General features: G+C 58.5%; 16 protein-coding genes. 5 read left to right on the plus strand and 11 right to left on the minus strand.

Going from position 1 to position 17,829, the window contains the following annotated elements:
- Positions 1–17 precede the first annotated feature (17 nt).
- Complete coding sequence (locus tag ACYZUA_RS06785) at positions 18–1,286, plus strand: OprD family porin (protein ID WP_461962497.1); 1,269 nt, start codon at positions 18–20, stop codon at positions 1,284–1,286.
- Between the two features lie 179 nt (positions 1,287–1,465).
- Here ACYZUA_RS06785 and ACYZUA_RS06790 read toward each other — a convergent pair whose 3' ends face one another.
- Positions 1,466–2,920: a TrkH family potassium uptake protein gene (locus ACYZUA_RS06790; protein ID WP_461962499.1), complete on the minus strand. Its 1,455-nt coding sequence runs from the start codon at positions 2,918–2,920 to the stop codon at positions 1,466–1,468.
- 246 nt (positions 2,921–3,166) lie between these two features.
- On the opposite strand from ACYZUA_RS06790, the gene ACYZUA_RS06795 reads away from it, so the two are divergent.
- Together ACYZUA_RS06795 and ACYZUA_RS06800 are read left to right on the plus strand one after the other, a co-directional pair.
- Positions 3,167–3,856: an energy-coupling factor ABC transporter permease gene (locus tag ACYZUA_RS06795; RefSeq protein WP_461962501.1), complete on the plus strand. Its 690-nt coding sequence runs from the start codon at positions 3,167–3,169 to the stop codon at positions 3,854–3,856.
- A 63-nt stretch (positions 3,857–3,919) separates the two neighbouring features.
- Positions 3,920–4,135 (plus strand): hypothetical protein, encoded by a 216-nt coding sequence (locus ACYZUA_RS06800; protein WP_461962502.1) that lies wholly within the window; start codon positions 3,920–3,922, stop codon positions 4,133–4,135.
- A gap of 3 nt (positions 4,136–4,138) precedes the next feature.
- On the opposite strand, the gene yacG is transcribed toward ACYZUA_RS06800, so the two are convergent.
- From yacG to pilB, 5 genes are read right to left on the minus strand one after another with little or no spacing between them, the layout of a single operon-like run.
- Positions 4,139–4,339 carry a DNA gyrase inhibitor YacG gene (yacG, locus tag ACYZUA_RS06805; protein ID WP_461962503.1) on the minus strand — a complete coding sequence of 67 codons (201 nt, stop codon included), beginning with the start codon at positions 4,337–4,339 and terminating at the stop codon, positions 4,139–4,141.
- Positions 4,336–4,959 (minus strand): dephospho-CoA kinase, encoded by a 624-nt coding sequence (gene coaE, locus ACYZUA_RS06810; protein ID WP_123367804.1) that lies wholly within the window; start codon positions 4,957–4,959, stop codon positions 4,336–4,338. The genes yacG and coaE overlap by 4 nt, the downstream gene beginning before the upstream one ends.
- Complete coding sequence (locus ACYZUA_RS06815; protein ID WP_461962504.1) at positions 4,956–5,828, minus strand: prepilin peptidase; 873 nt, start codon at positions 5,826–5,828, stop codon at positions 4,956–4,958. The genes coaE and ACYZUA_RS06815 overlap by 4 nt, the downstream gene beginning before the upstream one ends.
- Position 5,829: 1 nt before the next feature.
- Positions 5,830–7,047, minus strand: coding sequence for a type II secretion system F family protein (locus tag ACYZUA_RS06820; RefSeq protein WP_461962505.1), 1,218 nt, complete (start codon positions 7,045–7,047; stop codon positions 5,830–5,832).
- A 2-nt stretch (positions 7,048–7,049) separates the two neighbouring features.
- Positions 7,050–8,750: a type IV-A pilus assembly ATPase PilB gene (gene pilB / locus ACYZUA_RS06825; RefSeq protein ID WP_461962506.1), complete on the minus strand. Its 1,701-nt coding sequence runs from the start codon at positions 8,748–8,750 to the stop codon at positions 7,050–7,052.
- A gap of 225 nt (positions 8,751–8,975) precedes the next feature.
- Here pilB and ACYZUA_RS06830 point away from each other — a divergent pair, with 225 nt between their 5' ends.
- Entirely contained in the window at positions 8,976–9,392 is a 417-nt protein-coding gene (locus ACYZUA_RS06830) for a pilin (protein WP_461962507.1), read from the plus strand.
- 308 nt (positions 9,393–9,700) lie between these two features.
- Positions 9,701–10,054, plus strand: coding sequence for a BON domain-containing protein (locus ACYZUA_RS06835; RefSeq protein WP_461962508.1), 354 nt, complete (start codon positions 9,701–9,703; stop codon positions 10,052–10,054).
- 267 nt (positions 10,055–10,321) lie between these two features.
- Here the strand turns inward: ACYZUA_RS06835 and ACYZUA_RS06840 are convergent, their stop codons facing one another.
- From ACYZUA_RS06840 to acs, 5 genes are all read right to left on the minus strand, one after another.
- Positions 10,322–10,621 carry a DUF2845 domain-containing protein gene (locus tag ACYZUA_RS06840; RefSeq protein ID WP_461962509.1) on the minus strand — a complete coding sequence of 100 codons (300 nt, stop codon included), beginning with the start codon at positions 10,619–10,621 and terminating at the stop codon, positions 10,322–10,324.
- Positions 10,618–13,569 (minus strand): DUF748 domain-containing protein, encoded by a 2,952-nt coding sequence (locus ACYZUA_RS06845; protein ID WP_461962510.1) that lies wholly within the window; start codon positions 13,567–13,569, stop codon positions 10,618–10,620. The genes ACYZUA_RS06840 and ACYZUA_RS06845 overlap by 4 nt, the downstream gene beginning before the upstream one ends.
- Positions 13,570–13,662: 93 nt before the next feature.
- Positions 13,663–14,679: a class I SAM-dependent rRNA methyltransferase gene (locus ACYZUA_RS06850; protein ID WP_095133087.1), complete on the minus strand. Its 1,017-nt coding sequence runs from the start codon at positions 14,677–14,679 to the stop codon at positions 13,663–13,665.
- Positions 14,680–14,854: 175 nt separating this feature from the next.
- Positions 14,855–15,727, minus strand: coding sequence for an oxygenase MpaB family protein (locus tag ACYZUA_RS06855; protein WP_095133089.1), 873 nt, complete (start codon positions 15,725–15,727; stop codon positions 14,855–14,857).
- Between the two features lie 65 nt (positions 15,728–15,792).
- Entirely contained in the window at positions 15,793–17,730 is a 1,938-nt protein-coding gene (gene acs, locus ACYZUA_RS06860; RefSeq protein WP_461962511.1) for an acetate--CoA ligase, read from the minus strand.
- Positions 17,731–17,829 lie beyond the last annotated feature (99 nt).

The raw sequence follows: 17,829 nt of genomic DNA on the forward strand, positions 1-17,829 counted from the left end.
AAATAAGAGATAAAACGATGAAACAGATTCTTCCAACAACCGGTTCAGTGTTGTCCATGGCTGTCGTCTCGAGTTTCTCCGCCGGTGCGATGGCGGCCGAGAGTGGCTTCATCGAAGGCACCACCGCCACCTTGCAAGCGCGCAATTACTACTTCAGCCGGGACTTTTCCGACATCGTCGGGGCCAACCAACAATCGAAGGCTGAAGAGTGGGCGCAGGGCTTCATTCTCAACGTCAAATCCGGTTACACCCAGGGTCCCATCGGTTTTGGTGTGGATGTCATTGGCCTGCTCGGCCTCAAACTCGACAGCAGCCCGGACCGGGTCAATACCGGTTTGCTTCCGGTGCAGGATGACGGGCGCGCGGCGAATGATTACAGCCGACTGGAAGGCGCGTTGAAGGTGCGTTTCTCCAAAACCGAATTGAAGGTGGGTGAGCTGCAACCCAACCTGCCGGTGCTGGCCTTCAGCGATATCCGTTTGCTGCCGCCCAGCTATCAGGGCGCGAGCATCAGCTCGAACGAGATCAATGGCCTGACGTTGCAAGGTGGTCACTTGAATTCGACCAGCCTGCGCAACGAGGCTGGCGACGAAAAGATGCAAGCCATGCTCGGTCATGTACCGCAGCGTCAGGTCAGCAGCGATGGCTTCAACTTTGCCGGCGCCGATTACGCTTTCAACGATAAACGCAGCTCGGTCAGCGCCTGGTTCGGGCAACTGGAAAATATTTACAACCAGCGATTTCTCGGCCTCAAGCACAGCGAGCCACTCGGTAACTGGATTCTGGGCGCCAACCTTGGGTATTACGATTCGCGCGAAGACGGTAAAAAACTGCTGGGCAACATCGACAACCAGGCGTTCTTCTCCTTGCTGTCGGCCAAGCGCGGCGGTCACACGTTCTATGTCGGCTATCAGGGCATGTTCGGCGACAGCGCCTTCCCGCGAGTGTTTGCCAACATCAGCCCACTGGGTAACGAGGTGCCGACCTACGAGTTCGCCTTCACCGATGAGCGCTCTTGGCAGGCGCGTTACGACTACGATTTTGCGGCCCTCGGCGTGCCGGGGCTGACCAGCACCGTGCGCTACATCACCGGCAACAATGTCGATACCGGCAAAGGGTTCGAGGGCAAGGACCGCGAGCGTGATCTGGACATCGGCTATGTGCTGCAGAGCGGCAGCCTCAAAGGCCTCGGGATCCGCGTGCGCAACGCGATGGCTCGCTCCAACTACCGCAGTGATATCGACGAGAACCGCTTGATCCTCAGCTACACATGGACGCTGCTATGAACCCTGAAAAAAAACAGGCGAAACGAATGATCGTGTGAGTCCTGCAGCGTGCCAGTGATTAGGGATCTGCTCAATAACTTGCGGGTGTTCGGCTTACCGGGCTCGACGCACCCAGCGCAAGTGCGCAAACGCGGTGGACAAGCGGAGTCCAGGCAATGAATCACCATTGGTCGTTGGGACTAGTATTTCCAGAAAACCGGGATGAACAGCACCAGAACGGTGAGGATCTCCAGTCTTCCCAGCAGCATGCCAATGGTCAGCAGCCATTTGGCGGCATCGGGCAGTGTCGAGAAGTTACCTGCCGGGCCAATGATCGAGCCAACGCCAGGTCCCACGTTACAGACGGCGGTGGCCGCGCCACTCAATGCCGTGGTCCAGTCCAGGCCGATGAGCGCCAAGCCCATGGCGATCGCCCCGATGGTGATGGTGAAAAAGAAAGAAAACGTCAGGAGCGAACGGGCGATATCTTCGTCGATGGGGTGGTTGTTGTATTTTTTCTGGATGACGGCGCGAGGATGAATCAATTGTTTCAGGCTGCCCATGAGCAGGGCGCCCGCCACTTGAAAACGGAAGATTTTAAGACCGCCAGCGGTGGAGCCGGAGCAGCCGCCGACAAAGGTCAGATAAAAAAACAGCAACACGGAAAAACTGCCCCATAACGTGTAATCCCCCAGCGCCACACCGGTCGTCGTGACCACCGAAGTCACGTTGACCGCCACGATCCGAAACGCCTCCCACCAGCCGTACTGGCTGTGCAAGCACAACCAGGTGCCGACCAGCAGCGAGGTAATGAGCAAAAAGCCAATGAACCCGCGTACCTGGTGATCGTTGAGCAAGGCCCGTTTATTCCCGCGCAACGTGCTCACATACAGCGTAAAAGGCAGGCTGCCGAGAATCATGACAACCACCGCCACCCAATGAATGGCCGGTTGTGGCCAGTGGGCCAGAGAAGCATCGGAGGTCGAAAAACCTCCCGTGGAAATCAATGACATTGCATGGTTAACGGCTTCGAACGGCGTCATCCCGGCTATCCACAGGGCCAGCGTGGAGAGACCGGTAAGCCCGATATACAGCCCAAGAATATATTTGGCGGCGACGTGGGAGCGTGGTGTGACCTTCTCTGACCAATCGGATGATTCGGTCTGAAACAGCCGCATGCCCCCGACCCGCAATAGCGGCAGGATGGCCACGGCCATGCCGATGAAGCCGATCCCGCCCAGCCAATGCAGCATTGAACGCCAGATCAGCAATCCGGGAGAGGCGGTATCCAGGCCGGTCAGGATGGTCGATCCGGTGGTGGTGATGCCGGACATCGTTTCAAAAAACGCGTCGGTGTAGCTGATGTGCTGGATCAGGACCATGGGCAATGCGGCGAACATGCAGACGACTACCCAACTGGCGGTCGTCAGCATGTACATATCGCGGGGGCGCAACTGAGCGTCCTCAGGACGTCCCTTGTTAATCAACAGCAGTCCGGACACCGCCGTGATCAGACTCGACCACAGAAAGGCCGACATATCATCGTTGCGTTCATAGATCACCAGCGTGAGCATGGGTATCGCCATGCTCACTGCCAATGTGATCAAAAAAATACCCAGGATGAAACCGATAAGCCGCAGTACCGCAAAGGACATAAACAACGCCTGTCTTGTTAGCGCCGCGCAGTATCGATCGGCTTGTCATTTTGTCTCGTAAAGTTTGCGTAACTTTTTTCGTTCCCTCGGGTTCTCTATTCGCCGGGGTAGACGCGCGACGCAGCCAGTCAGAGACGCCGGTATAGACTGAGAGCTATCACCACGGGAGACACGCGTGAAATATAGAACAGTGTTGCTGTGTAGTCTTGCGCTTATATGGGCCCTGGCGCCGAAGAAGGCACGGCCATGATTGGCGCCGAACTGCTGTCACCTGAAACCCTCACGGCGGGGTGGTTGATCTATGTGCCGGTGCTGATCTGGGCCGTTGCGCGAGCACCGTGGGTCGAATTGTTCAGCGACAGTCGCCGCCAGCATCTGTTGTTCGGCACGGTGTTCGCGCTGTTCATGCTCTGGCTGGTGCGACAAGACTTCGACACCGGCGTGTCCTACCACTTTATCGGCATGACCGCGGTGACCCTGCTGCTCGACTGGCCGCTGGCGATTGTCGGCGGGTTGGTCGCGCAAGTGGGACTCGTGCTGCTCGGGCGGCAGGATCTGGCGGCGATGGGGGTCAACGGCGCGCTGCTGATTCTGCTGCCGGTGCTGGTCACCGAGTGTTGCGCGATCCTGGTGGAGCGAGCGCAACCGCGTAATCCCTTTGTGTATATCTTCGTGTCCGGATTTTTTGCAGCGGCGCTGTCGGCGTTGTTGTGTCTGCTGCTGGCGCTGTGGTTGCTGTGGTTCAACGAACGTTTTGCCATGCCCTATTGGCTGGAAGATTTTGTCGGATATCTGTGGCTGCTGATTTTCCCCGAAGCGTTCATCAACGGCATGGTGGTCAGTGCGCTGGTGGTGTTTTGCCCCGAGTGGCTGGAGACGTTCAATCGCACGCGCTACCTTTCGGCACCCTGGAAAGACGACGATCCCAAATCTTGATCCACATCAAAGGCAAAAATCGCTCACGAATTCATGCTCTGGAAAATCTTCAGGAGCATCGAAATGAGTGTCTACGAATGGGCAAGGCAGGAGTTGCGTCAAAGTCTGAATGGGGCGCAGGAAGTGGGCTTTGATCCGGGATTGAGCCTGCGCGCCTTGCTCAGTGCAGTGGTGCAACAGAGCAAGGCAGTGCGCAGCGCCGAAGACCTGGCCGATGAGTTGCGTTTTCTTGCGGAAAACCTCGATGACGACCAGGACTACGGTTTTATGCGGCCTTGAAGATCAGTGACGCGGCTCGAAGTCTTCGCTGAACAGGTCGTCTTCGGCATCCGGGCTGACTGGAATCTTGTGTTCTTCCGAGGCCCAGGCGCCCAGGTCAATCAGCTTGCAACGGTCCGAACAGAATGGCCGGAATCTGCTTTCCGGGCTCCATTCAACAGGGGCGCCGCAGGTTGGGCAATCGACGGTCGGGATTTGGCTCATGACTGGCCTCCACGCAAAGTAAGGTAAAAGTGATGCAGGCGTTCGACCTCGCTGTGCAGCCAGGCGAGGTCGCGGTCGTTGACCACCACATCGTCGGCATGGCTCACGCGGTCCTGTCGGCTGGACTGGGCCTTGAGGATCGCCTGGACCTGTTGCTCGCTGGTCTGATCACGCTGCAGGGTGCGCTCAATCTGTAGTTGTTCCGGGGCATCGATCACCAGAACCCGTTGGGTCATGGCGTACTGCCCGGACTCGATCAGCAGCGGCGAAACCAGAATCGCGTAAGGCGATTGTGCCTTGGCCAGATGATCGGCGATTTCCTTGGCGATCAGCGGATGCAGCAACGCTTCGAGCCAGCGGCGTTCGTCTGGCACTTCGAAGATCAGTTTGCGCAGCGCCGCGCGATCCAGCTGTCCGTCGGCTTGCAATACGCCGGGGCCGAAGTGTTCGGCTATTTTGGCCAGCGCCGGACGCCCCGGCTCCACCACCCAACGTGCCGCATGGTCGGCGTCCACCACGTGCACGCCCAGGTCGATGAAGTGCTGGGCAGCCGCGCTTTTGCCGCTGCCGATGCCGCCGGTCAGGCCGAGAATCCAGGGTTTTTCCACAGGGGTATTCATTTCAAACCGACAGACTGCCAATAGAAGTCGGTTATTTGACCACCCCAGAGCAAGGCAATCCAGCCGGCAATTGCCAGAAAGGGTCCGAAGGGGATCGGCGTGGAGGTTTTCGCATTGCGCAAACGCAGCAAAATCACGCCGACAACGGCGCCCACCATCGACGATAACAGGAGGGTCATTGGCAATATCTGCCAGCCACCCCAGGCGCCGAACATCGCTAACAGCTTGAAATCACCGTGGCCCATGCCGTCCTTGCCGGTGATCAGCTTGAACAGCCAGAACACTGACCACAACGCCATATAACCGGCCACCGCGCCCCACAACGCGTCATGCAAGGACACGAAGAGCCCGGAACTGTTGACGATCAGCCCCAGCCATATCAGCGGCAGCACCAGCACATCCGGCAGCAGTTGGTGCTCGGCGTCGATCAGGCTCATCGTCAGCAACCCCCAACTCAGGAGCAGCGCCATGCAGGCTTGCCAGCCGAAACCGAAATGCCAGGCGATAAACGCCGAGAGCAGACCACAGGCCAGTTCGGTCAGCGGGTAGCGTTTGCTGATGGCTGCCGTGCAGTTCGAGCATCGACCCCGCAAAAACAGATAACTGAGCAGCGGAATGTTTTCCCAGGCGCGGATTCGATGGCCGCAATGTGGGCACTGGGAATGGGGCCGCATCAGGTTGAAGGTCGGCAGCGGTGTTTCGCCTGGCAAGCCCAACACTTCACGGGCCTCCTCATGCCATTCGCGGTCAAGCATTTTTGGCAGGCGCCAGACCACCACGTTGAGAAAGCTGCCAATCAGCAGGCCGACTAACAGGGCGGCGATCACGAAGGCCAACGGGTGGAGGGTAAGAATGTCGTTCAAGGGCATGTCAGATCGCTGTGCCGAGTTGGAAGATGGGCAGGTACATCGCAACCACCAGGCCACCGACGATAACACCCAGCACCACCATGATGAACGGCTCCATCAGGCTGGTGAGGTTATCGACCATGTTGTCCACTTCGTCCTCGTAGAAGCTCGCGACCTTGTCGAGCATATCGTCCAGCGCGCCGGACTCTTCACCGATGGCGGTCATCTGAATTGCCATGTTCGGAAAAATGCCGGAGGCACGCATGGAAAAATTCAGCTGCATGCCAGTGGATACGTCCTGTTTGATGCGCAGCACCGCGCGCTTGAACACGATGTTGCCGGTAGCGCCGGCCACCGAATCCAGGGCTTCCACCAGCGGCACACCTGCCGCAAAGGTAGTCGACAGCGTGCGGGCGTAACGGGCCACGGCGGACTTGTACATCAGCGTGCCAATCAGCGGCAGTTTCAGCAGCCAGGTGTCCGTTCGGTCCCGAAAGCCTTGCGACCTTTTAAACGCATGGCGCACACCGAAGATGGCCGCGATCAGCACGCCGAGCATCGCCCACCACCAATCCTGCATGAACTCCGAAAGACCGATGACCATCACTGTGAAGGCTGGCAATTCGGCACCAAACCCTTTGAACACCGATTCGAACTGCGGCACCACTTTGACCAGCAGAATCCCCGTCACAATGATTGCGACGAACACCACTGCCAGTGGGTAGGTCATGGCTTTCTTGATCTTGGCCTTGAGGCTTTCGCTTTTTTCCTTATAGGTCGCCACTCTCTCCAGCAGGGTATCGAGGGCACCGGCCTGCTCGCCGGCATCGACCAGGTTGCAGTAGAGCTCATCGAAATACTGAGGTTTTTTGCGCAGGGAGGCGGCGAAGCTGTTACCCGCCGCGACTTCCTGTTTCACCTCGTCAACCAGTGTGCGCATGGCCGGGTTATCGAAGCCTTCACCGATGATGTCGAAGGACTGCAGCAGCGGTACGCCGGCCTTCATCATGGTCGCCATCTGTCGGGTGAACAGAGCGATGTCCTGGGCCTTGATGCGCTTGCCGAGGTTGAAAATCGAGGTGGATTTCTTGCGTACCTTGCCGGGGTTGATGCCCTGCTTGCGCAATTGGGCCTTGATCAACGCCGGATTCTGGCCGCTCAACTCGCCGGTCATTCTGGTGCCTTTGCGGTCTGTGCCTTCCCAGGCATAGACGCTGATTTTTGCTGCTTTGACCGCCATATTCAGTCCTTGGTGACCCGGTTGATTTCTTCAAGGCTGGTGATGCCTTGCATGGCCTTGAGCAGGCCTGACGTGCGCAGGTCGTTGAAGCCGTCTTTACGCATCTGACTGTCGATTTCCAGTGAATTGCCTTCGGCCATGATCAACCGTTGCAGGTCCTGTGTGTTTTTCACCACTTCATAAATCCCGACTCGCCCTTTGTAACCGCCGTTGCACTGATCGCAACCGACAGGCTCATAGATCGTGAATGAGCCGATGCGTTCCTCGGGAAAGCCTTCCTTCAGCAGCGCCTCCCGGGGAATCTCGATGGGTTTCTTGCAATGGCTGCACAGTTTGCGCGCCAGGCGCTGGGCGATGATCAGGCTGACCGAGGTGGCAATGTTGAACCCCGCAATGCCCATGTTGTGCAGGCGAGTCAGGGTTTCGGCGGCGCTGTTGGTGTGCAGGGTCGACAGCACCAGGTGTCCGGTCTGGGCTGCTTTAATGGCGATTTCGGCGGTTTCGAGGTCGCGGATCTCGCCGACCATGATCACGTCCGGATCCTGACGCAGAAATGAGCGTAGCGCTTGGGCGAAGTCCATTCCCTGTTTGGGATTGACGTTGACCTGGTTGATGCCTTCCATGTTGATCTCCACCGGGTCTTCGGCGGTGGAGATGTTGATGTCCACGGTGTTGAGAATGTTCAGCCCGGTGTAGAGCGACACGGTCTTGCCCGAGCCGGTCGGCCCGGTTACCAGAATCATCCCCTGTGGCTGCTTGAGGGCGGCCATGTACAGGTCTTTCTGATCGGGCTCATAGCCGAGAGCGTCGATGCCCATTTGAGCGCTGGACGGGTCGAGGATCCGGATCACCACTTTCTCGCCCCACAGGGTCGGCAGGGTATTGACCCGAAAGTCGATGGATTTGCTCTTGGACAGGCGCATCTTGATCCGCCCGTCCTGGGGCCGACGCCGTTCGGAGATGTCGAGACTGGCCATGACTTTCAGCCGCGCGGCGATGCGATTGGCCAAGTGAATCGGTGGCTTGGCGACCTCACGCAAAATACCGTCGGTGCGCATCCTCACGCGGTAGGTTTTTTCGTAGGGCTCGAAATGCAGGTCGGAAGAGCCGCTTTTGATCGCGTCCAGCAGCATCTTGTGGACGAAGCGCACCACGGGCGCGTCATCGGCATCCTGTCCGGCGATGGCGTCCTGTTTATTGTCATCGATCGACTCGATGTCCACGCCATCGAGGTCAACGTCGGCCATGTCTTCCATGCCGGTGCCTTGGGTATCGAAGAATTTTTCGATGGCGTCGCTGAGCTTGTCGTCCTCCACCAGAATGGCTTCGGTATTCAGCCCGGTGCTGAACTGGATATCATTGATGGCTTGCTGATTACTCGGGTCGGAAACGCCCACAAACAACTTGTTGCCGCGCCGCCAGAGGGGCAGCACGTGGTGCTGGCGAATCAGCTTCTCGCTGACCAGCCCCCTGGGTTGGGTTTCTTTTTCCAGACAGTTGAGGTCGAGCAAGGCCATGCCGAAGTGTTCTGAAGCGATCTCGGCGATCTGGCGACTCTTCACCAGTTTGTTCTGCACCAGAAAACTGACCAGGGAGATTTTGTTGCGTTGGGCTTGCTGATACGCCTGTTGCGCGCTTTTGTCAGTGAGCAGCTCGGCCAGGACCAGTTGCTTGGCCAGACCGCTAAGGACGATGTCATTCATTGGGATACCGGACGCAGACAGTTCATGACTTATAGCCTAGTCAAGCGGAGGAACCAAACCAGCGGCGTTCAGGTGACAAAAAGTGTCAGATAGTGCGGATTCCGGGGGTAGGAAAGGGCGTTGCACTCGCCTCGCGTCCCGCCAACAGGGGGCGCGGCGCTTGGCATGGGCTGTGCTGCGGCTAATTCAGATCATGAGATTTCGACTCATGCATGGAGCTTGTCTATGAAGACTCAAAAAGGTTTTACCCTGATCGAGCTGCTGATCGTGGTGGCGATCATCGGGATTCTGGCGACGTTTGCGTTGCCGCAGTACTCCAAGTATCAGGCCCGGGCCAAAGTGACGGCGGGTATTGCCGAAGTCTCGGCGCTGAAAGTGCCTTATGAAGATGTCATTAATGCAGGGTCCGCCGATCCGACCCTTGCCAACGTCAATGCGACAGTTGCTGCTACTCAGAACTGCAACCTTGCAGTGACGGGGACTGTTGCCGCTGGTACCGGAACCATCGTATGTACGCTGATCAATGCCCCGGCGCCTGTACTGGGCAAGACCATTACCATTTCTCGTAGCGCGACTGCCGGTTGGACTTGCGCAACTACTGCCGCCAAGGACTATTCGACTCCTAGCTGCCCAGGCGTTTGAGTTAGCGCCTGCTGCACCTACCCCGCCTAAATGGCGGGGTATTTTTTGTCTGAAATTCAATGGTCATCACGCCGGCAAGAAAATCCCGACAATTCATGGCCTTAGGCCTGCGGCAAAACCCGCAACTTGCATGTCGATAATTTCCAACTCATGCAATTTGCATGATTCCGAAAATTGATCATTTTTATAAGTTAATGATTTATAACGATTTATTGTCGATTTCAAAGTTGGCACAGCGTTCGCAATATCTCCAGTAACCCTGCTGACAAGACACGCAGCAGACTTTATGAAAAACAGGAGTTACTCGTATGAAGAAGTTCGCTATCGCTGCCGCTACTGCTACCGCGCTGACCCTGACCATGGCCAACACTGCATTTGCTCAGACCCAAGCCACTCAAGCACCTATGATGCTGGCCGCTGGTGAGGTTACTGAAGCGAAAGAGGATGTTTCCGATACCTGGATCACCACCAAAGTCAAAACAGACCTGGTGACTGAAAAAGGCATTCCTGGTACCGATATCAAAGTCGAAACCAACAAAGGCGTTGTGTCCCTGTCGTCCACCGTTGCGGTGACCGACGCTCAGAAAACTACTGCGGTGGCCATTGCCAAGAAAATCAAAGGCGTCAAAGCGGTGTCCGCTGACGGCCTGAAAGCCGAGTAAGGCAAGACTTCTCGCCTGGACTGGGAGAAGGCGCGACAGGCGGGCCGAGCAATACGCCTGCCGCCTCAGGAGAGTTCATGCGAAAGGCCATAAGGATGTGGCCATTACAGGCCCCGGCATTCGTGTCGGGGCCTGTTCTATTGTGGGCGACCTAAAACAACTGTGGGAGCGAGCCTGCTCGCGAAAGCGGACTTTCAGCCAACAGATGTGTTGAACGTTAATCCGCCTTCGCGAGCAGGCTCGCTCCCACATTGAGTTGTGGTGGGTTCAGTTGCCGCGCTTGCTGGTGATCTGCTTCAAACGATTACCTTCAAAACGCAGGTACTGGTACATCCCGCCGTTGGGCCCGTAGGTCCATTCCTCGACTTGAAATTCCTCTCGTCGGTTGGCGCTGCGCTTGTAGCCCAACAGATCGCGGCTGACCGGTTCACCACATTTGTGCAGCACTTCGCTGGACCTGTCGCCGACACTGACCAATTGACTGCCACAGCGCAGGGTATCGGCTGCCGAGGCCTGGCTGGCGGCTATCGCCAGAGCCAGGCTTATCAGCCATTTCGCGCCTGTCACTCGGCGTCCAGATGCAGCGGCGTAACCACCCGACCGTCACTTTCCGCTTCGCCGAGGTTAGCGTCGATGAAGTACACGCGGTCATCGGCCAACTGACCCTTGTCGACCAGATAATCCTTGATGCTGCTGGCGCGCTCCTGACCCAACTGACGCAACAGCACGTCGCTGGAACTCCAGAACTTGATCACGCCTTCGCGCATTTTTACCGTGCGTTCTTCCTTGCCAAGATCCTTCCACTCGGCGGGCGGCTGAGTCTTCAGACGCGTGCGATAGATCCCTTCCAGCAGCGGACCTTTCTCGTTATCGGGTACTTGCAGCAGTGAAGCCTGAGCCGGCACCTTGTCACCGCGACGCTGGAGCATCTTGTAGTAGTTGTACTGGTATTCCCGCTCCAGACGTTGTTCGGCGATCAGTGGGCCATCGCTGCTTGCAGCAGCCGTGCCTTCGATTTCCAGGCGCAGGGCCGGACGTTCCTTGAGCGCCTGGGACAGTTTGACCAGCGAACCCTCGGCCTCCTTGCTCAGGTCGCTTGAACCCGGGGCAAACGACACAGTGCCCAAATCTTCCGAACCACCGCCACTGATCAGTCCGCCAATCATTTTGAAGGGCGCCGCGGCGGCTTTGACGATCAGGTTGCGCAAGGTCTGCCAGACAATCGGCATGACACTGAATTGCGGGTTGTTCAGGTCGCCGCTCACTGGCAGCTCGATGGAAATCTTGCCGTCGACATCCTTGAGCAACGCGATCGCCAGCTTCAGCGGCAAGCTCACGGCGTCTGGGCTGTCGACCTTTTCACCCAGTTGCAGCTGCTCGACCACCACTTTGTTTTCGGCCAGGAGTCGGCCATTGGTGATCTTGTAATGCAGGTCGAGATTGAGCCGGCCCTTGCGGATGCGGTAACCGGCGAACTTGCCGGAGTAGGGCGTGAGCGTGGTCAGTTCAACACGTTTGAAACTGGTGGCGATGTCCAGGCTGGCCATCGGATCGAACGGGTTGACCGAGCCCTTGATGGTGACCGGGGCATAGCGGTCGACCTTGCCTTTGATATCGACGCTGGCCGGTTTCGACTGACGGTTGTCGATGGTGCCAATTTGCCCATTGAGTTGTTGAACGGCCGTGGCGAAATTCGGCGTCAGGCTGAAGTCGGCGAAGTTGGCCGAGCCGTCATTGATGGCAATGCCGCCAATGTGGATGCCCAGCGGTTTTTCCTTGCTGGCAGGTTTGGCTGCAGTTGTTTTAGCGCCTGAGTCGGCCGGTTGCGGAATCAGCAAGTCATCGATGTTGGTGGTGCGGTCATCGTTGATCATGAAGCGCGCATAAGGCTGGAACAGGTTGACCTTGTTGATCGACAGGCTGTCGCCGTGCTGATAGCTCAGGCCTTCGAGCACCAACTGCTGCCACTTGAGGAAGTCGCGGGTTTTGAGGGTGTCGAGGGTATGCAGTTGATCGACCTGAACACGACCGGTGACGTTGAATGCCAGCGGCTCGGTGCTTTTCAGATCGACTGCCAGATCACTGCCGAGCATGCCGCTGCGCAGTTCCAGGCGAATGAACGGGTTGATATAGGACTGGGCGACGCGCAGGTCGATGTCCTTGGTTTGTACGTTTAACCTGGCGCTGACCGGGGCGAGATTGACGATACCGTCTGCGGTGATCTTGCCTTGCTTGCCCACGCCCGTATCGAGCTTGAGGTTAAAAGGCGAGCCATTGAGGCTGTCGAAATTCTGCAGGTCCAGGTTCAACGGACCGACATCCAACGCTACGGCGGGTTGCGCCTTGCGGTCAGCCAGATGCACCTGGTAATTGCGCAATTGCACGTCTTTGAGCAGCACTTGCCATGGCTTGCTGGGTGGCGCCGGGTCGGGTTTCGGTGAATCGGCGGCTGCCGGGGCGCTGGCCGGTTCGGCCTTGGCTTTGACGGCTGCTTTGGACGGTTGGCTGGCGAACAGTTTCTGCCAATCGAGTTGCCCGTCGGCTTCGAGGGCGGCCCAGGTTTCCAGTTTCTGGCTGCGGATCTTGCCGACAACCACTTGCTGTTTGGCCAGGTCCACAGTGGTTTCGCTGATGTCCAGACGCTCGAGTTTCGCCAGCGGTCGGCCGTCTGGTGCCTTGATCGCGAACGGCGCGATGCTGACGGCGACGTTGCTCAACAGCAGTTCGGTTTCCTTGGACAGGTTCAGTTTGTAGTCAGTGCTGAGGCTCATGACGCCGTCTTCGAGTACCAGTGGCACCGAGTCACGCACGTAGGGCCAAAAGGATTTCATCTTGCCATCGGTGATTTTCAGCTTACCTTCGGAGGCAATCGGGATCAGGCTGAAATTGCCGGTCCAGTCGACCTGTCCACCTCCCGGGCCAACGGCCATCAAGGTCATGTCGGCACTGTCTTCCGGCAGGGTGCTGAGGTTCTTCAACTCGAAATCGAGTTTGTCGTAGAGGAACTCAATGGGCTCGCTGGGCCGCGCATCCTGGAAGTGCACAAAACCACTGGCAAGTTTGATCCGCTCGATGCGCAACGGGAACGGTTTGGCGTTCGGGTCGGCCGGCGTCGGTTCACTGGCGGGGATTTTGAACAGGCCAAGCAGATTGAGCTTGCCGTCCTTGCCGAAGAGGATTTCGGTCTTGGGTTTGTCTATTTCGATATCGGACAGGTGCAGCGCCTTGGTCCAGAGGCTGTCGATCTGCAAGTTTGCATACAGTCGCTCGAAGCCGACCTGTTCCTTGCCCGGCTCGCCGATGATCAGGCCCCACAGGGTCACTTCAAGGCTGAACGGGTTGAGTTCGATCCGCTGGATCGTCGCGGGCGTCGTTGCGTAACTGGCCAATTGTTGATTGGCCACCCGTAACGCGATGCCCGGCAAAATCAGAAACCCCAGCAGGCTGTAGAGGGCTAGAACGGTCAACAGAGCGCCAATAGCGCGGATCAATCCTTTGGGCATGTGTGGCTTCATCTGTCTGAATCGGAGTGCGTTGGAGTATGGCACGCGTTTCCGGTTCCGAAGCGATCCTGCTTTATAGGAATTATCTGATTTTCCGGACGAATCTCAGAGTTGCAGAATCAGGGTTTTCAGCGGCGGCTGCTCATCCATCGACGGAAAATCGCCGCCCGGCTTCATCACTGTCCACTCGCGCACCGGCCGGCCGGCTTTCTCTGCACAACGCAAAACTTGCTCGCGCCAGTCGTCCATGCTGACCTTTGCCAGGTTGTTGCAGCAGATCAACACGCCATTGTCGGCGGTGGTCAGCAGTGCCGGCTTCAGCAGGCTCTGATAGTCGCGCAGCAGGTCGACGGTGCCGAAAGCGCTCTTGGCCCAGGCTGGCGGATCCAGCAGCACCAGATCGTACTGACGCTGTTCCAGACGCTGATAGCTCGGCAGTTTCTGCCCGCGGCGCTGGCTGATCGGCAGGCCGGCCAACTGGCGGATGGCCGGGAAGTAGTCGGACTGGATGAATTCCATGGTCGGCAACTGCGGATTGAGCAGGCCGTTCTCACGGCCAACGGCCAGGTTGCCCTCGGCGAAATCTAGGTTGCAGACTTCGCTCGCGCCACCGGCCGCTGCACTCAGGCCAACGCCACAGGTGTAGGCGAACAGGTTCAGCACGCTTTTGTTTTTACTGTGCTGCTTCACCCAACCGCGCGTGTTGCGCAGGTCGAGGAACAGCAGTGGATCCTGGCCGGCGTGGCGGCCGCGAACCCGGTAATTCAGGCCCCATTCGTGACCGATCAAGTCTTGCAGGGCGGCCTCGTCGGCGCGGTAGACAGTGTCTTCACGGTCGATGCGCGAGTTGCCACGGGAGCGATCGTTGTAAACCAGCAGCGTTTCGAGTCCCAGGTGCTGATTGATGGTGTCGTGCAATTGCAGCAGCGCATCGCGTTCCAGCGACTGGTGAAAGCTTTGCACCAGCAATTGCGGGCCGTAGCGGTCGATCGTCAGGCCGCCGGCGCCTTCCTGGCTGCCGTGGAACAGGCGATAGCAATCGGTGCCTTGCTGATGCAGTTCGGCCAGCAAGTCCTGACGACGATCTAGGGCGGCGCGCAGCGCCTGATTCAAGGAAGACATGCCGGGCGCCTTGCAGAAGGGAATTTGGCGCGGGAGTTTAACAGCTTGGCGCGGGACCGAGGTGCTGCCATCGCGAGCAGGCTCGCTCCCACAAGGGATCACTATTGTTTGAAAATTTATGTCCGATACAAAACCACTGTGGGAGCGAGCCTGCTCGCGATGCTTTTAGGGGCGATCAGGTCAGCAAACCCATCCGTCGTTTGGCCCGGTGCACCGAGCCGTTACGCACCGCCCAGCGCATCATCGGCACGCTGCGATTGACGCTGGCGCGGATCAGCTTGCGTTGCAGCGGGCTCTGGCTGACGCCCAGCATGTCACTGGCCCAGTCCGGCAGCAGGTCGATCCCGGCCTTCATCATCAAACCGCCGAAAGGTCTGGCCAAACGGCTGGGGGACGGAGCGTTCAACAACAGCCGTAACACCTCTCGACTGCGCTCGTCGCACAGCAGTTGTGGGCGAATGCGCTCAAGGTAATCGGCAATTTCCTGCCGCGAACGCGGCACGTCACGGGCGCCGAGCCGTTCGGCGACCAGCGCGATTTCCGCGTAGTAACGGTCCTGGTCGGCCAGGGACAGGTTCGGATTGCGGTAACGCAAATGGGCCGCGAGGAAGTTGCTGACTTCGGCCACGTGTACCCAGGTCAACAGATCGGGATCGCTGGCGGCGTAGGGCCGGCCATCCGGTGCCGTGCCGGTCACTTGCAGGTGGATGGTGCGGACTTTCTCGATCAGCCAGTCGGCGTCCTTTCGCGAACCGAAGGTGGTGCCGGAAATGAACTGCCCGGTGCGGCGCAGTCGGCCGATCATGTCCTCGCGGAAATTCGAATGGTCCCAGACCCCGGCCAGGGCCAGTGGATGCAGGGCTTGCAGCATCAGGGCGCTGATGCCGCCGATCAGCATGCTGCTGAAGTCGCCATGCACTTGCCAGCTCACCGAATCGGGGCCGAACAGGCCGGGATCACCCTTGGGGTTTTCCAGGTCGAGCTTGCCCAGCGACAGACCGGTCAGGCTCATGATCTGGGTTTCGATGCGGGTTCGAATGAATTCCATGGCGACTCAGTGGCGGAAAAGGAGGCGCGGCCATTAACAGCCGCGCAGGCTTTTGAAACAAGCGATTATTGGTTCAGGCGATTATCAACCAACTCCTGGACCACGCTCGGGTCAGCCAGGGTCGAGGTGTCGCCCAGGCTGTCCAGTTCGTTGCAGGCGATCTTGCGCAAAATGCGCCGCATGATCTTGCCCGAACGGGTTTTCGGCAAGGCCGGCGCCCACTGGATCAGGTCCGGTTTGGCGAAGCTGCCGATTTCCTCGCTGACGTGAGCGAGCAGTGCTTTCTTCAGTTCGTCACTGGGTTCGGTGCCGTTCATGGGAGTGACGAAGGCGTAGATGCCCTGACCCTTGACGTCGTGCGGGTAACCCACCACCGCCGCTTCCGCGATGCTGTCGTGCAGCACCAATGCGCTTTCCACTTCCGCGGTGCCGATGCGGTGCCCGGAGACGTTGATCACGTCGTCGATGCGGCCGGTGATCCAGTAATCACCATCCTCATCGCGCCGTGCGCCGTCGCCGGTGAAGTAGTAACCGGGGTAGGGCTTGAAGTAGGTATCGACCATTCGTTGCGGGTCGCCGTAGACGCTGCGGATCTGCGCCGGCCAGCTGGACTTGATCGCCAGCACGCCGCTGCCGGCGCCTTTGATTTCCTTGCCCACTTCATCGAGCAGCACCGGTTGCACGCCGAACATCGGTTGCGTGGCGCAGCCGGGTTTGATTCGTTGGGCGCTGACCAGAGGGCTGAGCATGATGCCGCCGGTTTCGGTCTGCCACCAGGTATCGACGATCGGACAACGCTGTTCGCCGACGGCATTGAAGTACCATTCCCACGCTTCCGGGTTGATGGGCTCACCGACAGTGCCGAGTAATCTGAGACTCGCGCGGGAAGTTTCCTTCAACGGTTCGGGGCCTTCTCGCATCAGGGAGCGCAGGGCGGTCGGGGCGGTATAGAAAATGTTCACATGGTGCTTGTCGATCACCTGCCAGAAGCGCGAGCTGCTCGGGTAGCTCGGCACGCCTTCAAAGATCAGCGTGGTCGCGCCGTTGGCCAGCGGACCGTAGACGATGTAGCTGTGGCCGGTGACCCAGCCGACATCGGCGGTGCACCAGAAGACTTCGTCGTCGCGGTAGTCGAGCACGTACTTGAAGGTCATCGCCGCTTGCAGCAGGTAGCCGCCGGTGGTGTGCAGCACGCCTTTGGGTTTGCCGGTGCTGCCGGAGGTGTAGAGGATAAACAGCGGGTCTTCGGCGCCCATCGGCTCAGGCGGGCAATCGTCGCTGACGTCACGCAGCGCCTGGTGATACCAGATGTCCCGGCCGTCAACCCAGTCCACTTCGCCCTGAGTGCGCTCGACCACGATGACGGTGCTGACGTTTGGACAACTTTGCAGCGCCTTGTCGACCTTCTGCTTGAGCGGCACGACTTTACCGCCGCGCACGCCTTCATCGGCGGTGATCACGGTGCGGCAGTCGGCATCGAGAATCCGGTCACGCACAGAGTCCGGAGAGAAACCACCGAACACCACCGAATGCACCGCACCAATGCGGGTGCAGGCGAGCATGGCGTAGGCGGCTTCGGGGATCATCGGCATGTAGATGCACACGCGGTCGCCTTTCTTCACGCCACGGCTTTTGAGCACGTTGGCCAGGCGGCAGACGTTGTGATGAAGTTTTTTGTAGCTGATCTGCGCGGATTCGGCAGGGTCGTCGCCTTCCCAGATGATCGCGATTTGGTCGCCGCGCTTTTCCAGGTGACGGTCGATGCAGTTGTAACTGACATTCAACTTTCCGCCGGCGAACCAGCTCGCTTCACCGGTTTTCAGGTTGTAGCGCTGGACGGTGTCCCACGGCTTACTCCAGTCGAGAAAGCGTGTGGCCTGTTCGGCCCAGAAGGTGCTGGGATGGTCGATGGACTGGCGGTACAGGCGCTTGTAGTCGTCTTGACTTAATTGTGCAGCCCGGCGGACGGCATCGGCTTGGGGGAACGTGCTGATATCGAACATGACGGTTCCTTATTCTTGTTTTGCGACAAGTAATCAAGATGCGCCGAGTGGGGAGAGGGTTCAAGACCCGAAAACAAACACAACCCTGTAGGAGCCGAG

It is taken from the genome of Pseudomonas sp. LS2P72 (assembly GCF_054897865.1).

Excerpts from the sequence above, each read along its gene's own strand:
- ACYZUA_RS06785 (WP_461962497.1), top strand. The coding sequence starts at position 18 with ATGAAACAGATTCTTCCAACAACCGGTTCAGTGTTGTCCATGGCTGTC.
- ACYZUA_RS06790 (WP_461962499.1), bottom strand. The coding sequence starts at position 2,920 with ATGTCCTTTGCGGTACTGCGGCTTATCGGTTTCATCCTGGGTATTTTT.
- ACYZUA_RS06795 (WP_461962501.1), top strand. The coding sequence starts at position 3,167 with ATGATTGGCGCCGAACTGCTGTCACCTGAAACCCTCACGGCGGGGTGG.
- ACYZUA_RS06800 (WP_461962502.1), top strand. The coding sequence starts at position 3,920 with ATGAGTGTCTACGAATGGGCAAGGCAGGAGTTGCGTCAAAGTCTGAAT.
- yacG (WP_461962503.1), bottom strand. The coding sequence starts at position 4,339 with ATGAGCCAAATCCCGACCGTCGATTGCCCAACCTGCGGCGCCCCTGTT.
- coaE (WP_123367804.1), bottom strand. The coding sequence starts at position 4,959 with ATGAATACCCCTGTGGAAAAACCCTGGATTCTCGGCCTGACCGGCGGC.
- ACYZUA_RS06815 (WP_461962504.1), bottom strand. The coding sequence starts at position 5,828 with ATGCCCTTGAACGACATTCTTACCCTCCACCCGTTGGCCTTCGTGATC.
- ACYZUA_RS06820 (WP_461962505.1), bottom strand. The coding sequence starts at position 7,047 with ATGGCGGTCAAAGCAGCAAAAATCAGCGTCTATGCCTGGGAAGGCACA.
- pilB (WP_461962506.1), bottom strand. The coding sequence starts at position 8,750 with ATGAATGACATCGTCCTTAGCGGTCTGGCCAAGCAACTGGTCCTGGCC.
- ACYZUA_RS06830 (WP_461962507.1), top strand. The coding sequence starts at position 8,976 with ATGAAGACTCAAAAAGGTTTTACCCTGATCGAGCTGCTGATCGTGGTG.
- ACYZUA_RS06835 (WP_461962508.1), top strand. The coding sequence starts at position 9,701 with ATGAAGAAGTTCGCTATCGCTGCCGCTACTGCTACCGCGCTGACCCTG.
- ACYZUA_RS06845 (WP_461962510.1), bottom strand. The coding sequence starts at position 13,569 with ATGAAGCCACACATGCCCAAAGGATTGATCCGCGCTATTGGCGCTCTG.
- ACYZUA_RS06850 (WP_095133087.1), bottom strand. The coding sequence starts at position 14,679 with ATGTCTTCCTTGAATCAGGCGCTGCGCGCCGCCCTAGATCGTCGTCAG.
- ACYZUA_RS06855 (WP_095133089.1), bottom strand. The coding sequence starts at position 15,727 with ATGGAATTCATTCGAACCCGCATCGAAACCCAGATCATGAGCCTGACC.
- acs (WP_461962511.1), bottom strand. The coding sequence starts at position 17,730 with ATGTTCGATATCAGCACGTTCCCCCAAGCCGATGCCGTCCGCCGGGCT.